The organism is Pseudomonas sp. ADAK2 TE3594, from assembly GCF_053628675.1.
Genome location: NZ_JBRJGV010000001.1, coordinates 3,725,348 through 3,738,489, shown reverse-complemented (window position 1 = coordinate 3,738,489; position 13,142 = coordinate 3,725,348). Strand labels below are relative to the sequence as shown.

The 13,142-nt window shown below is 58.8% G+C and carries 11 protein-coding genes; 3 read left to right on the top strand and 8 right to left on the bottom strand.

The features are described from left to right. Nucleotides 1-57: 57 nt before the first annotated feature. The 7 genes from AB7M22_RS16570 to AB7M22_RS16540 form a co-directional block, all read right to left on the bottom strand. On the bottom strand, nucleotides 58-483 hold the full coding sequence (locus AB7M22_RS16570; RefSeq protein WP_007905044.1) for a GNAT family N-acetyltransferase: 426 nt from the start codon (nucleotides 481-483) through the stop codon (nucleotides 58-60). Beyond that, a complete protein-coding gene (locus tag AB7M22_RS16565) occupies nucleotides 476-1,645 on the bottom strand; it encodes a ribosomal protein uL16 3-hydroxylase (RefSeq protein WP_007905042.1) in 1,170 nt (389 codons plus the stop codon). Before AB7M22_RS16565 ends, AB7M22_RS16570 begins: the two co-directional genes overlap by 8 nt. 86 nt (nucleotides 1,646-1,731) lie before the next feature. Then, nucleotides 1,732-3,102, bottom strand: coding sequence for an adenylosuccinate lyase (gene purB / locus AB7M22_RS16560; protein ID WP_007905039.1), 1,371 nt, complete (start codon nucleotides 3,100-3,102; stop codon nucleotides 1,732-1,734). A 127-nt stretch (nucleotides 3,103-3,229) separates the two neighbouring features. Further along, nucleotides 3,230-3,853 carry a high frequency lysogenization protein HflD gene (gene hflD / locus AB7M22_RS16555; protein ID WP_008014886.1) on the bottom strand — a complete coding sequence of 208 codons (624 nt, stop codon included), beginning with the start codon at nucleotides 3,851-3,853 and terminating at the stop codon, nucleotides 3,230-3,232. After that, the gene (gene mnmA / locus AB7M22_RS16550; protein WP_258615884.1) at nucleotides 3,850-4,983 is read right to left on the bottom strand and encodes a tRNA 2-thiouridine(34) synthase MnmA; all 1,134 of its coding nucleotides are present in this window, start codon (nucleotides 4,981-4,983) and stop codon (nucleotides 3,850-3,852) included. Before mnmA ends, hflD begins: the two co-directional genes overlap by 4 nt. 59 nt (nucleotides 4,984-5,042) lie before the next feature. Then, on the bottom strand, nucleotides 5,043-5,489 hold the full coding sequence (locus AB7M22_RS16545) for an NUDIX hydrolase (RefSeq protein ID WP_008014882.1): 447 nt from the start codon (nucleotides 5,487-5,489) through the stop codon (nucleotides 5,043-5,045). Between the two features lie 213 nt (nucleotides 5,490-5,702). Then, nucleotides 5,703-7,928, bottom strand: coding sequence for an NADP-dependent isocitrate dehydrogenase (locus tag AB7M22_RS16540; protein WP_454187130.1), 2,226 nt, complete (start codon nucleotides 7,926-7,928; stop codon nucleotides 5,703-5,705). 493 nt (nucleotides 7,929-8,421) lie between these two features. On the opposite strand from AB7M22_RS16540, the gene icd reads away from it, so the two are divergent. Then, nucleotides 8,422-9,678, top strand: coding sequence for an NADP-dependent isocitrate dehydrogenase (icd, locus tag AB7M22_RS16535; protein WP_038982523.1), 1,257 nt, complete (start codon nucleotides 8,422-8,424; stop codon nucleotides 9,676-9,678). Nucleotides 9,679-9,739: 61 nt separating this feature from the next. Here icd and AB7M22_RS16530 read toward each other — a convergent pair whose 3' ends face one another. Continuing rightward, on the bottom strand, nucleotides 9,740-10,021 hold the full coding sequence (locus AB7M22_RS16530) for a cold shock domain-containing protein (RefSeq protein WP_427622869.1): 282 nt from the start codon (nucleotides 10,019-10,021) through the stop codon (nucleotides 9,740-9,742). A gap of 224 nt (nucleotides 10,022-10,245) precedes the next feature. On the opposite strand from AB7M22_RS16530, the gene clpS reads away from it, so the two are divergent. Both clpS and clpA read left to right on the top strand, forming a co-directional pair. Continuing rightward, entirely contained in the window at nucleotides 10,246-10,608 is a 363-nt protein-coding gene (gene clpS, locus AB7M22_RS16525; RefSeq protein ID WP_015094394.1) for an ATP-dependent Clp protease adapter ClpS, read from the top strand. Nucleotides 10,609-10,638: 30 nt separating this feature from the next. Next, on the top strand, nucleotides 10,639-12,909 hold the full coding sequence (gene clpA, locus AB7M22_RS16520) for an ATP-dependent Clp protease ATP-binding subunit ClpA (protein ID WP_007905018.1): 2,271 nt from the start codon (nucleotides 10,639-10,641) through the stop codon (nucleotides 12,907-12,909). Nucleotides 12,910-13,142 lie beyond the last annotated feature (233 nt).

Here is a 13,142-nt window from a genome sequence, read left to right as displayed (position 1 = left end):
CGGAGCGTCCCGAGAGGCATTCCCACGCGGAGCGTGGGAACGATCGGTGGCAGGGTGTCAGGCGGAGTGACGCACCATGTCCACATGCGGAATCCCGGCTTCCAGGAATTCCTCACTGACCATGCTGAAGCCCAGGCGCTCATAGAACGCCGTGGCCTGCACTTGCGCGCTCAGCATCTGCTGCTTCAGTCCGCGCTCTTCGGCTTCACCGATCACCGCTTGCATCAGCGCATCGCCGACTTTCAAGCCGCGCCAGTCCTTCAGCACCGACACCCGACCGATGTGACCATCTGGCAGCAGCCGAGCGGTGCCGATCGGGAAGTCGCCTTCAAAGGCCAGGAAGTGGACTGCCGTTGCGTCATCAGCATCCCATTCCAGTTCAGGTGGAACGGATTGCTCGGCGATGAACACCGTCTCACGAATGCGCCGGATCTCGGCGTTATCCTTTTGCCAGTCTGCGACACGAACGTGAATTTTATTCATCGGCAAACCCCAGGCTTCCCTGCTTGATCAGCTCACACAGCAGGCCGCGGCCGTCTTCATCGATCAGCCACTCGCCAAGGTTGTCGACGTGCAGCGCATCGGCGGCGCAGATCATCTTCAACAGCTCGCGCAGTTTGCCCGGCAGATAACGGCTCTGACCGCTGGCAAACAGCAGCAGGTCGTCATCAACTTCCGACCAGGCCAGGCGTGCGCTTGGGTTGCGGATCAGGATCGCGCCTTGCTCGAGGCTGGCGAGCAGGTCGTCTTCTTCGATCTCTTCCGGGCCAACCACGAGTTCCGGGTAGCGCGGCTCGGTCATGAACTGGCCGAACCAGGTCAGCAGCAGGCGCTCGTCGCTCATGTGCTCGGCCAGCAGGCTTTTCAGGCGATCGAGGGCGTCGTGCTGGATCTGATGAGGATCGACCGCCGGCAGGGCGTCGGCGTCGGTGTAACGCTCTTCGTCCGACAGGAACTGGCTGAGGAAGTCGGTGAAGTGGGTCAGCACTTCAGCGGCGCTCGGCGCGCGGAAACCAACCGAATAGGTCATGCAGTCATCGACGGCCACGCCGCAGTGGGCCAGGCGCGGTGGCAGATACAGCATGTCGCCCGGTTCCAGAACCCACTCATCGGTGGCTTCGAAGTCAGCGAGGATGCGCAGGTCGGCGTGTTGCAGCAACGGGCTCTCGGAATCGCACATCTGGCCGATTTTCCAGTTGCGCTTGCCGTGACCCTGCAGCAGGAACACATCGTAGTTGTCGAAGTGCGGGCCAACACTGCCACCCGGGGCGGCGAAGCTGATCATCACATCGTCGACGCGCCAGCTCGGCAGGAAGCGGAAGTTCTCCAGCAGCTCAGCGACTTCCGGCACGAACTGGTCGACCGCTTGAACCAGCAGGGTCCAGTCACGTTCCGGCAGTTTGCTGAATTCGTCTTCGGCGAACGGACCACGGCGCAATTCCCAGGGACGCTCGCCGTTCTCGATCACCAGGCGCGATTCGACTTCTTCTTCCAGCGCCAGGCCGGCCAGTTCGTCGGCGTCGATCGGGCTTTCGAAATCAGGGATCGCCTGACGGATCAGCAGGGGTTTTTTCTGCCAGTAGTCACGCAGGAATTCGCGCGCCGTGATGCCGCCCAGAAGTTGAAGAGGAATATCAGGATTCATGTGTAACCTATTGAAAAAATGCACTTTTCAGACGGGAATAAAAACGCCCGGCGCTGCCGGGCGTCTCAAACGGGTAAAGCGGTCGATCAGATGCGTTTGGCTTGTGCCACAGCGTTACCGATGTAGTTCGCCGGAGTGAGCAGTTTCAGCTCGGCCTTGGCGGCGGCTGGCATGTCCAGGCCGTCGATGAAAGTCTGCAGCGCTTCAGGGCTGATGCCCTTGCCGCGAGTCAGTTCTTTCAGCTTTTCGTACGGGTTTTCGATGTTGTAGCGGCGCATCACGGTCTGGATCGGCTCGGCCAATACTTCCCAGCAGGCGTCCAGGTCAGCAGCGATTTTCTGAGCGTTGAGCTCCAGTTTGCTGATGCCTTTGAGGCTGGCTTCGTACGCGATCACGCTGTGGGCGAAGCCGACACCGAGGTTGCGCAGTACGGTGGAGTCGGTCAGGTCGCGCTGCCAGCGGGAGATCGGCAGCTTGCTCGCCAGGTGCTGGAACAGTGCGTTGGCGATCCCCAGGTTGCCTTCGGAGTTTTCGAAGTCGATCGGGTTGACCTTGTGCGGCATGGTCGACGAACCGATTTCGCCAGCGATGGTGCGCTGTTTGAAATAACCCAGGGAGATGTAGCCCCAGATGTCGCGGTCGAAGTCGATCAGGATGGTGTTGAAGCGCGCGATCGCGTCGAACAGCTCGGCGATGTAGTCGTGCGGTTCGATCTGCGTGGTGTACGGGTTGAAGCCCAGGCCCAGTTCGTCTTCGATGAAGGCGCGGGCGTTGGCTTCCCAGTCGATTTCAGGGTAGGCCGACAGGTGAGCGTTGTAGTTGCCGACAGCGCCGTTGATTTTGCCCAGCAGGGGAACGGCGGCGACTTGAGCGATCTGACGCTCCAGACGATAAACCACGTTCGCCAGCTCTTTGCCCAGGGTGGTCGGCGAAGCCGGTTGACCGTGGGTACGCGACAGCATCGGCACGTCGGCGAAACGGATGGCCAGTTCGCGAATGGCTTCGGCAGTCTGGCGCATCAGCGGCAGCATCACATCATCACGGCCTTCGCGCAGCATCAGGGCGTGGGACAGGTTGTTGATGTCCTCGCTGGTGCAGGCAAAGTGGATGAATTCGCTGACGGCAGCCAGTTCTGGCAACTTGGCCGCTTGCTCTTTGAGCAGGTACTCAATGGCTTTGACGTCGTGGTTGGTGGTGCGCTCGATCTCTTTGACACGCTCGGCGTGCTCCAGAGAGAAGTTTTCCGCCAGGGTGTTCAACACCGCGTTGGCTTCGGCGGAGAACGCCGGCACTTCGCTGATGGCAGGGTGAGCGGCCAGGCGCTGGAGCCAGCGCACTTCAACCAGGACGCGAGCACGGATCAGACCGTATTCGCTGAAAATTGGGCGCAGGGCCTGGGTTTTGCCGGCGTAGCGGCCGTCAACAGGGGAAACCGCAGTGAGCGAAGAGAGCTGCATGGGGTGTTCTCGGACAGTCGGGCAACGAAATGGGGCGCGTATCATACATGAAAAAATCCGCCGGTCCGTTGCCAACTGACCGGCGTATTACGCGTTACTGACTACAAAGCGGTATTGCGGGCGCGGTTCAGCTGCTGCGCATCAGCGGGTAAAGCTCTTTAAGCAGCTTGCGCCGGCTGATCACCAACTGCCAGCGATGACCGCCCAACTGCCGCCACAGGCGTGCCGAACGGATCCCGGCGAGCAACAGCGCGCGAATCTTCGAGGCATTGCTCGGTTGCTGCAGGTTGCGCATGTCGCCATGCACCTGAATCCGTTGGCGCAGGGTGCTCAGGGTGTCCTGATACAGCGCACCGCAGGCGGCGATCACGTTTTCGTGAGCCGGGCCGAAGTGTTCGACCTGAGACTGAATCTGCGGCAAACGCTTGCCGATCACTTCCAGCATGTCGTCGCGCTTGGCCAGTTGACGCTCCAGCCCCAGCATCGCCAGGGCGTAGCGCAGAGGTTCGCGCTGAAGGGTGCTGGGGTCGCGCTCCAGGGCGCCGATCAGGGCGCGATAGCCGTCACGCAGATTGATGTCGTCGCCGCCATAGACTTCCAGCGTGTCCTTGGGGTCGCGAATCAACAGGCTGCCGAGCATGCAGGTCAGGCCGGCTTCGTTGGTCTGGCCACTCTTGGCGATCTTGTCGACCAGTACGGCGGCGAGAAACACGCCGCCCAGGGCCGTCAGTTGCTCCTGGGTCGGGCTCATGAACGCTGGCCCTTGCTGGTCCAGGGTTCGGCCACTTCGATCACGCCGCCGCCGAGGCAGATTTCACCGTCGTAGAACACCACGGACTGGCCTGGAGTGACTGCGCGTTGCGGGTCATCGAAGGTCGCGCGGTAGCCGCTGGCGGTCTTTTCCAGCGTGCACGGCTGGTCGCTCTGGCGATAGCGCACTTTGGCGGTCAGCTTGCGCGGCTCGGTCAAATCGATCGGGTTGACCCAATAGATGTCCGAGGCGAGCAGGGCGCGGGAGAACAAGTAAGGGTGATCATTGCCTTGGCCAACGATCAGCTCGTTGTGCTCCAGGTCCTTGATCAGCACATACCACGGCTCGTCGCTGGCGTCTTTCAGTCCGCCGATGCCCAGGCCCTGACGCTGGCCGATGGTGTGGTACATCAAGCCGTGGTGACGGCCGATGACTTCGCCTTCGGTGGTCTTGATCTCGCCGGGTTGGGCCGGCAGGTATTGCTTGAGGAAGTCGCTGAAGCGGCGTTCGCCGATAAAGCAGATCCCGGTGGAATCCTTTTTCTTTGCGGTGGCCAGGTCGTGCTTCTCGGCAATCGCGCGCACTTCGGGTTTTTCCAGCTCGCCGACCGGGAACAGGGTCTTGGCGATCTGTTCACCGCCGACGGCGTGCAGGAAGTAGCTCTGGTCCTTGTTCGGATCCAGGCCCTTGAGCAATTCGGTGCGGCCATCGATGTCGCGGCGGCGCACGTAGTGGCCGGTGGCGATCAGGTCGGCGCCGAGCATCATGGCGTAGTCGAGGAACGCCTTGAACTTGATTTCGCGGTTGCAGAGGATGTCCGGGTTCGGCGTGCGACCGGCCTTGTACTCGGCCAGGAAATGTTCGAACACGTTGTCCCAGTACTCGGCGGCGAAGTTGGCGGTGTGCAGCTTGATGCCAATCTTGTCGCACACGGCCTGAGCGTCCGCCAGGTCATCCATGGCGGTGCAGTATTCGGTTCCATCGTCTTCTTCCCAGTTCTTCATGAACAGGCCTTCCACCTCATAACCCTGCTCGATCAGCAGGAGAGCGGAAACGGAAGAGTCCACGCCGCCGGACATGCCGACAATAACGCGCTTCTTTTGTGTGTCAGAAGGGGCTGGATCACGCATAGGGATTCAATGAGTGTCTTGAAAAAGGACGCGATTCTAGCAGGCTCAAGCCTGCAAGGCTAAAGAGAAGGGCGGATCAGCTCGAGGCTGAAGTGTTTACCGTCCAGATAATCATCGATACAGCGGATGATCAGCTCACTGCGCCAGTTTGCGCGCTGTTGCAGCAGTTCGTCACGCGTCAGCCATTTTGCGCCGACGATACCGTCATCCAGCTGATAATCCGGGTGGTGTTTGAGCGGTTTTGCGGTGAAGCAGACCCGCTGGTAGGTCACGCCATTGCTTGGCGCGGTGTAGAGATAAATGCCCACCACGCCTGTCGGCTCGACGTCCCAGCCGGTTTCCTCGAGGGTTTCACGCACGGCGGCCTCGATCAGGGTTTCATCCGGGTCCAGATGGCCGGCCGGTTGGTTGAGCACCGTTTGTCCGTGCTTGAGTTCTTCGACCATCAGGAAGCGACCATTGTCTTCGACGATGGTGGCGACGGTGATGTGGGGTAGCCAATCCATAAGAGTTCCTCAATTTGAATGTTGAAACTCGATCCTGTGGGAGCTGGCTTGCCTGCGATGGCGGTGGGTCAGTCGATATCAATGTTGAATGATAAACCGCCATCGCAGGCAAGCCAGCTCCCACAGGTTCGGGTTCTGACAGATAAATATGTATGAACGCCACAAACACAAACCCCGGCACGAGGCCGGGGTTTGTGATGTTCCCTTACAACCTTAAACCAGCGCAGCGATCGCGGCGTTGAAGGTGTTGCTCGGGCGCATGGCCTTGCTGATCAGTTCGGCATTGGCGTGGTAGTAACCGCCGATGTCCACTGGCTTGCCCTGAACGGCGTTGAGCTCGGCAACGATGGTCGCTTCGTTCTCGGTCAGGGTCTTGGCCAGTTCGCCGAACTGCGCTTGCAGTGCAGCGTCTTCGGTCTGGGCAGCCAGGGCTTGAGCCCAGTACAGCGCCAGGTAGAAGTGGCTGCCGCGGTTGTCGATGTTGCCGACTTTGCGCGATGGCGACTTGTTGTTGTCCAGGAACTGGCCAGTGGCCTGATCCAGGGTCTTGGCCAACACCAGCGCTTTAGGGTTGTTGTAGGTAACACCCAGATGCTCGAGGGAAGCGGCCAGGGCCAGGAACTCGCCCAGGGAATCCCAGCGCAGGAAGTTTTCTTCCAGCAGCTGCTGAACGTGCTTCGGTGCCGAACCGCCGGCGCCGGTTTCGAACAGACCACCGCCGTTCATCAGTGGAACGATCGACAGCATCTTGGCGCTGGTGCCCAGCTCCATGATCGGGAACAGGTCAGTCAGGTAGTCGCGCAATACGTTGCCGGTCACCGAAATGGTGTCCTTGCCTTCACGGGTGCGGTCCAGGGTGAACTTCATCGCGTCGACGGGCGACATGATGCGGATGTCCAGGCCGGAAGTATCGTGATCCTTCAGGTAGGCCTGAACTTTCTCGATCACTACGCCGTCGTGGGCGCGCATTGGGTCCAGCCAGAAAATCGCCGGAGTTGCGCTTGCGCGAGCACGGTTGACGGCCAGTTTGACCCAGTCCTGGATCGGCGCGTCTTTGGTCTGGCACATGCGGAAGATGTCGCCGGCTTCAACCGACTGTTCCAGCAGGGTGCGGCCAGCGCCATCGGAAACCCGAACCACGCCATTCGACTTGATCTGGAAAGTCTTGTCGTGCGAGCCGTACTCTTCGGCTTTTTTCGCCATCAGGCCAACGTTTGGCACGCTGCCCATGGTGGTTGGATCAAAAGCGCCGTTAGCCTTGCAGTCTTCGATCACCGCCTGGTAGATGGTGGCGTAGCAGCGATCCGGGATCACAGCCTTGGTGTCGTGCAGCTGGCCATCAGTGCCCCACATCTTGCCGGAGTCACGGATCATTGCCGGCATCGAGGCATCGACGATAACGTCGCTCGGCACGTGCAGGTTGGTGATGCCTTTGTCGGAGTTGACCATGGCCAGCGACGGACGAACGGCGTAGACCGCCTGGATGTCCGCTTCGATTTGAGCTTGTTGCTCGGCAGGCAAGGCCTTGATGCGAGCGTACAGGTCGCCGATGCCGTTGTTCAGGTTGAAGCCGATCTGGGCCAGCACGTCAGCGTGCTTGGCCAGTGCGTCTTTATAGAACTCGGCAACGATCTGGCCGAACATGATCGGGTCGGAGACCTTCATCATGGTGGCTTTCAGGTGAACCGACAGCAACACGCCTTTGGCTTTGGCGTCTTCGATCTCGGCTGCGATGAAGCTGCGCAGCGCGTTTTTGCTCATGACTGCGCAATCGAGGATCTCACCGGCTTGCACGGTGGTTTTTTCTTTCAGGACGGTGGTGGTCCCGTCTTGAGCGATCAGTTCGATTTTGACGGAGTCAGCGGCGTCGATCAGGGCGGCTTTTTCGCTGCCGTAGAAATCGCCGGTGCTCATGTGAGCGACGTGGGACTTGGAGTCTTTGGCCCATGCGCCCATTTTGTGCGGGTGCTTGCGCGCGTAGTTCTTGACCGACAGTGGTGCGCGACGATCGGAGTTGCCTTCGCGCAGAACCGGGTTTACGGCGCTGCCCTTGATCTTGTCGTAACGCGACTTGGCGAGCTTGTCGGCATCGCTGGTCACGGTTTCCGGGTAGTCCGGCAGTGCGAAGCCCTGGGCTTGCAGCTCTTTGATCGCGGCCTGCAGTTGCGGAACCGAAGCGCTGATGTTCGGCAGCTTGATGATGTTGGCTTCAGGCGTAACGGCCAGGTCGCCCAGTTCGGCGAGGTGGTCGGCTACGGCTTTGTCACCCAATTGCTCGGGGAAGCTGGCCAGAATGCGCCCTGCAAGAGAGATATCGCGGGTTTCAACGGCGATATCAGCCGAGGCGGTGAAAGCCTCTACGATAGGCAACAGTGAATAGGTGGCGAGGGCTGGGGCTTCGTCGGTGAAGGTATAGATGATCTTCGAGCGGGTGGGCATATTCGGATTAACTCTCTCTTCTTTGCTAAAGCGTGCGCAGAAACTCGAGGGGCGCCGGGTAAGCGCGTTCGTTCAAAGTCATCCGTGAACCGAATGTCGAGGTTTCTTCGCGGTGATGTTGGGTGCATCAGTCGAGCGTCAAGCGGGTGGACTGCGATAACAATCCGGCTTATTCGGGCCCAACGTCGTGTGATAGAGCGGTCGGCCGTCGTGACTCTGTGGTCAGCGGCGGCATTATACATAGGTAGCTGGCAATCTGCCGATGGTTCATATGCAACGTTTTTCGTCCATTGGTCTAAAGGTCGCAGGCGGGCGTGGGGCGTAGAGTCGTCCATCGTGCTTGAGTTTGGCGCTTTTCCCTTTGCTTTCAGGCTTGTACGTCGCGAACTGTGCCGCTTTGCGGCGGATGGGCGGAACATAGGGTTTGCGCGCCGATTTAACTGGGGTACGCTCGGACCAAGCCAGATGTTCAATCCAAACAATGGAGTTCAGCATGGGATACAAGAAGATTCAGGTTCCAGCCGTCGGCGACAAAATCACCGTCAACGCGGACCATTCTCTCAATGTTCCTAACAACCCGATCATCCCCTTCATCGAAGGCGATGGTATTGGCGTTGATATCAGCCCGGTCATGATCAAGGTTGTCGATGCTGCTGTTAAGAAGGCTTACGGCGGCGAGCGCAAAATTTCCTGGATGGAAGTCTACGCCGGGGAGAAAGCGACTCAGGTTTACGATCAGGACACCTGGCTGCCTCAGGAAACCCTGGACGCGGTCAAGGATTACGTGGTTTCCATCAAGGGCCCTCTGACCACCCCGGTCGGCGGTGGCATCCGTTCGCTGAACGTGGCCCTGCGCCAGCAACTCGACCTGTATGTGTGCCTGCGCCCAGTGCGCTGGTTCGAAGGCGTACCGAGCCCGGTCAAGAAGCCAGGCGATGTCGACATGACCATCTTCCGCGAAAACTCGGAAGACATTTATGCCGGTATCGAATGGAAAGCCGGTTCGCCGGAAGCGACCAAGGTCATCAAGTTTCTTAAAGAAGAAATGGGCGTCACCAAGATCCGTTTCGACGAAAACTGCGGTATCGGCGTCAAGCCGGTGTCCCTGGAAGGCACCAAGCGTCTGGCGCGCAAGGCCCTGCAGTATGTGGTCGACAACGACCGCGACTCGCTGACCATCGTGCACAAAGGCAACATCATGAAGTTCACCGAAGGTGCCTTCAAGGAATGGGCCTACGAAGTGGCCGCTGAAGAATTCGGCGCGACCCTGCTCGACGGCGGTCCGTGGATGCAGTTCAAGAACCCGAAAACCGGCAAGAATGTCATCGTCAAGGACGCCATTGCTGACGCCATGCTTCAGCAGATCCTGCTGCGTCCGGCCGAATACGACGTGATCGCGACCCTGAACCTCAATGGCGACTACCTCTCCGACGCCCTGGCGGCCGAAGTGGGCGGTATCGGTATCGCGCCGGGTGCCAACCTGTCGGACACCGTGGCCATGTTCGAAGCGACCCACGGCACCGCGCCGAAGTACGCCGGCAAGGACCAGGTCAACCCGGGTTCGTTGATCCTGTCCGCCGAGATGATGCTGCGTCACATGGGCTGGACCGAAGCGGCCGACCTGATCATCAAAGGCACCAACGGCGCGATTTCCGCCAAGACCGTGACCTATGATTTCGAGCGCCTGATGGAAGGCGCCAAACTGGTTTCGTCTTCAGGGTTTGGTGATGCACTGATTTCGCATATGTAAGCGCGTCGGTACAAAAAAACCGCCTTCGGGCGGTTTTTTTATGACTGGATGACGAGCTGCGTCAGCTCGACACTGTTTCTTGTCGGGTGGCAGGGGTGCTCTGTTCGTTCGAAGGGGTGGCAGCCGCGATCTTTACTGCATGCAGCCCTTTGGGGCCCTGAATGATCTCGAAGCTAACGATTTGTCCGGCCTTGAGGGTCTTGTATCCGTCCATCACAATGGCCGAATAGTGGGCGAAGAAATCGATTTCCTTTCCATCCTCGTCACGACCTTCTCTGGCGTCGGTGTTAATGAAACCGAACCCCTTGGCATTGTTGAACCATTTCACCTTACCGACAGCCATACCCATATCCCTCTGCAACAGACTCCATCACTGGAGTATCATCCAGTTAATCCGCAGTCTAATCTTGCAAATAGATTGACTCCGCGGACCTTTTTTACCCACTGTGGGCTCTATTGGTTGTAACACCGATTCTCCGATAGTCAAGGTGACCGGGCAGTCGGAGTTGAAAACGTTCATAACAGCCCCCACCACTGTATTTGCACAACTGACGAACCTTTCTTTCCATGCATGCAATCAGCCAGATTCGACTAACATTCAATCAGGATCGCCCTGATTTACACGACGACGATTCCGCAGGCATTGCTGTTCAGGAGGCTAAGCCTGCTCTACAGGCGCCACCGATGTACAAGGTGGTTTTGTTCAACGATGACTACACACCGATGGATTTCGTCGTCGAAGTGCTCGAGGTGTTTTTTAACCTGAATCGCGAGCTGGCGACCAAGGTCATGCTGGCCGTCCACACAGAAGGACGGGCAGTATGTGGAGTGTTTACCCGCGACATCGCGGAGACCAAGGCCATGCAGGTCAACCAGTACGCCAGGGAAAGCCAGCATCCGCTACTCTGTGAAATCGAGAAGGACGGTTAATCGCCGACCACTTGGGTATGAGGTGAAGCTATGTTAAACCGCGAGCTCGAAGTCACCCTCAATCTTGCCTTCAAGGAGGCTCGTTCGAAGCGTCATGAATTCATGACGGTCGAACACCTGCTGTTGGCCCTATTGGATAATGAGGCTGCCGCCACCGTTTTGCGTGCCTGCGGCGCAAACCTCGACAAACTCAAGCATGATCTGCAGGAGTTCATCGACTCCACCACGCCATTGATCCCTCTTCATGACGAGGATCGTGAAACCCAGCCAACCCTGGGCTTCCAGCGTGTATTGCAGCGTGCTGTCTTTCACGTGCAGAGCTCGGGCAAACGCGAAGTGACTGGTGCTAACGTGCTGGTCGCAATCTTCAGTGAGCAAGAGAGTCAGGCAGTGTTTCTGCTGAAACAGCAGAGCGTTGCGCGCATCGATGTCGTCAACTACATCGCCCATGGCATTTCCAAAGTGCCAGGGCATGGCGATCACTCTGAAGGTGAACAAGATATGCAGGACGACGAGGGCGGTGAGTCTTCTTCTTCAGGCAATCCTCTGGATGCTTATGCCAGCAACCTCAACGAGCTCGCGCGCCAGGGGCGTATCGATCCGTTGGTAGGCCGTGAGCTGGAAGTCGAGCGCGTCGCGCAGATCCTTGCGCGTCGTCGCAAAAACAACCCGCTGCTGGTGGGCGAGGCAGGCGTGGGTAAAACCGCGATTGCCGAAGGCCTGGCCAAACGCATTGTCGACAACCAGGTACCGGATCTGCTGGCCAACAGCGTGGTGTATTCCCTCGATCTGGGGGCTTTGCTGGCCGGGACCAAATACCGCGGCGATTTCGAGAAGCGCTTCAAGGCGCTGCTCAATGAGCTGAAAAAACGTCCGCAGGCGATCCTGTTCATCGATGAGATCCACACCATCATCGGTGCGGGCGCTGCGTCCGGTGGCGTCATGGATGCCTCGAACCTGCTCAAGCCATTGCTGTCTTCGGGCGACATTCGCTGCATCGGTTCGACCACGTTCCAGGAATTCCGTGGGATCTTCGAGAAGGACCGTGCCCTGGCTCGGCGCTTCCAGAAGGTCGATGTGTCGGAACCTTCGGTGGAAGACACCATTGGCATCCTGCGTGGCCTGAAAGGCCGTTTCGAAGCGCACCACAACATCGAATACAGCGATGAAGCCCTGCGCGCCGCTGCTGAACTGGCCTCGCGTTACATCAATGACCGGCACATGCCGGACAAGGCGATCGACGTCATCGACGAGGCGGGTGCCTATCAGCGTCTGCAACCGATCGAGAAGCGCGTGAAACGTATCGAAGTGCCTCAGGTCGAGGACATCGTTGCGAAAATCGCGCGAATTCCGCCAAAACACGTCACCAGTTCCGATAAAGAGCTGCTGCGTAACCTTGAGCGTGACCTGAAACTCACGGTATTTGGCCAGGATGCGGCGATCGACTCGCTGTCGACTGCGATCAAACTGTCCCGTGCCGGCCTCAAGTCACCTGACAAGCCAGTCGGTTCGTTCCTGTTCGCAGGGCCGACCGGTGTTGGTAAAACCGAGGCCGCGCGGCAACTGGCCAAGGCGTTGGGGGTCGAGCTGGTTCGCTTCGACATGTCCGAGTACATGGAGCGCCACACCGTATCGCGTCTGATCGGTGCGCCTCCAGGCTATGTCGGGTTCGATCAGGGCGGTTTGCTGACCGAAGCCATCACCAAGCAGCCTCACTGCGTGCTGTTGCTCGATGAAATCGAGAAGGCGCATCCGGAAGTCTTCAACCTGCTGTTGCAGGTCATGGACCACGGTACGTTGACTGATAACAACGGACGCAAGGCGGACTTCCGTAACGTGATCGTCATCATGACGACCAACGCCGGTGCCGAGACTGCGGCGCGTGCTTCGATCGGTTTCACCTATCAGGACCACTCGTCCGACGCGATGGAAGTGATCAAGAAGAGCTTCACGCCGGAATTCCGTAACCGTCTGGACACCATTATCCAGTTTGGTCGCCTCAGCCATGAGGTCATCAAAAGCGTGGTGGACAAGTTCCTTACCGAACTTCAGGCGCAGCTGGAAGACAAGCGCGTGCAGCTGGAAGTGACGGACGCAGCGCGCGGCTGGCTGGCAGCGAGTGGCTACGACACGGCAATGGGCGCTCGTCCAATGGCGCGTTTGATCCAGGACAAGATCAAGCGTCCACTGGCCGAAGAGATCCTCTTTGGTGAACTGGCCGACCATGGTGGTGTGGTACACATCGACCTCAAGGACGGCGAGCTGACCTTCGAGTTCGAGACCACGGCTGAAATGGCCTGACGTTAAACCGCAACAAAGCAAAAAGGCGCCGATTGGCGCCTTTTTGCTGCCTGATCGATTTCAAGCAATAAACACAAAACCCTGTGGGAGCGGGCTTGCCCGCGAAGGCGGCGGCACATTCAGCATCCAGGCAAGCGGACCCACCGCTATCGCGGGCAAGCCCGCTCCCACAGGGTCTGGGCAGCGGCTCGAAATGTGGCAGCTAGTTCACGCACAAACAAAAACGCCCGGCA

What these genes read in the sequence shown, in the direction of transcription:
- AB7M22_RS16540 (WP_454187130.1), bottom strand. Translation starts at nt 7,928, where the DNA reads ATGCCCACCCGCTCGAAGATCATCTATACCTTCACCGACGAAGCCCCA.
- AB7M22_RS16565 (WP_007905042.1), bottom strand. Translation starts at nt 1,645, where the DNA reads ATGAATCCTGATATTCCTCTTCAACTTCTGGGCGGCATCACGGCGCGC.
- AB7M22_RS16545 (WP_008014882.1), bottom strand. Translation starts at nt 5,489, where the DNA reads ATGGATTGGCTACCCCACATCACCGTCGCCACCATCGTCGAAGACAAT.
- icd (WP_038982523.1), top strand. Translation starts at nt 8,422, where the DNA reads ATGGGATACAAGAAGATTCAGGTTCCAGCCGTCGGCGACAAAATCACC.
- hflD (WP_008014886.1), bottom strand. Translation starts at nt 3,853, where the DNA reads ATGAGCCCGACCCAGGAGCAACTGACGGCCCTGGGCGGCGTGTTTCTC.
- clpS (WP_015094394.1), top strand. Translation starts at nt 10,246, where the DNA reads ATGCATGCAATCAGCCAGATTCGACTAACATTCAATCAGGATCGCCCT.
- AB7M22_RS16530 (WP_427622869.1), bottom strand. Translation starts at nt 10,021, where the DNA reads ATGGCTGTCGGTAAGGTGAAATGGTTCAACAATGCCAAGGGGTTCGGT.
- mnmA (WP_258615884.1), bottom strand. Translation starts at nt 4,983, where the DNA reads ATGCGTGATCCAGCCCCTTCTGACACACAAAAGAAGCGCGTTATTGTC.
- AB7M22_RS16570 (WP_007905044.1), bottom strand. Translation starts at nt 483, where the DNA reads ATGAATAAAATTCACGTTCGTGTCGCAGACTGGCAAAAGGATAACGCC.
- purB (WP_007905039.1), bottom strand. Translation starts at nt 3,102, where the DNA reads ATGCAGCTCTCTTCGCTCACTGCGGTTTCCCCTGTTGACGGCCGCTAC.
- clpA (WP_007905018.1), top strand. Translation starts at nt 10,639, where the DNA reads ATGTTAAACCGCGAGCTCGAAGTCACCCTCAATCTTGCCTTCAAGGAG.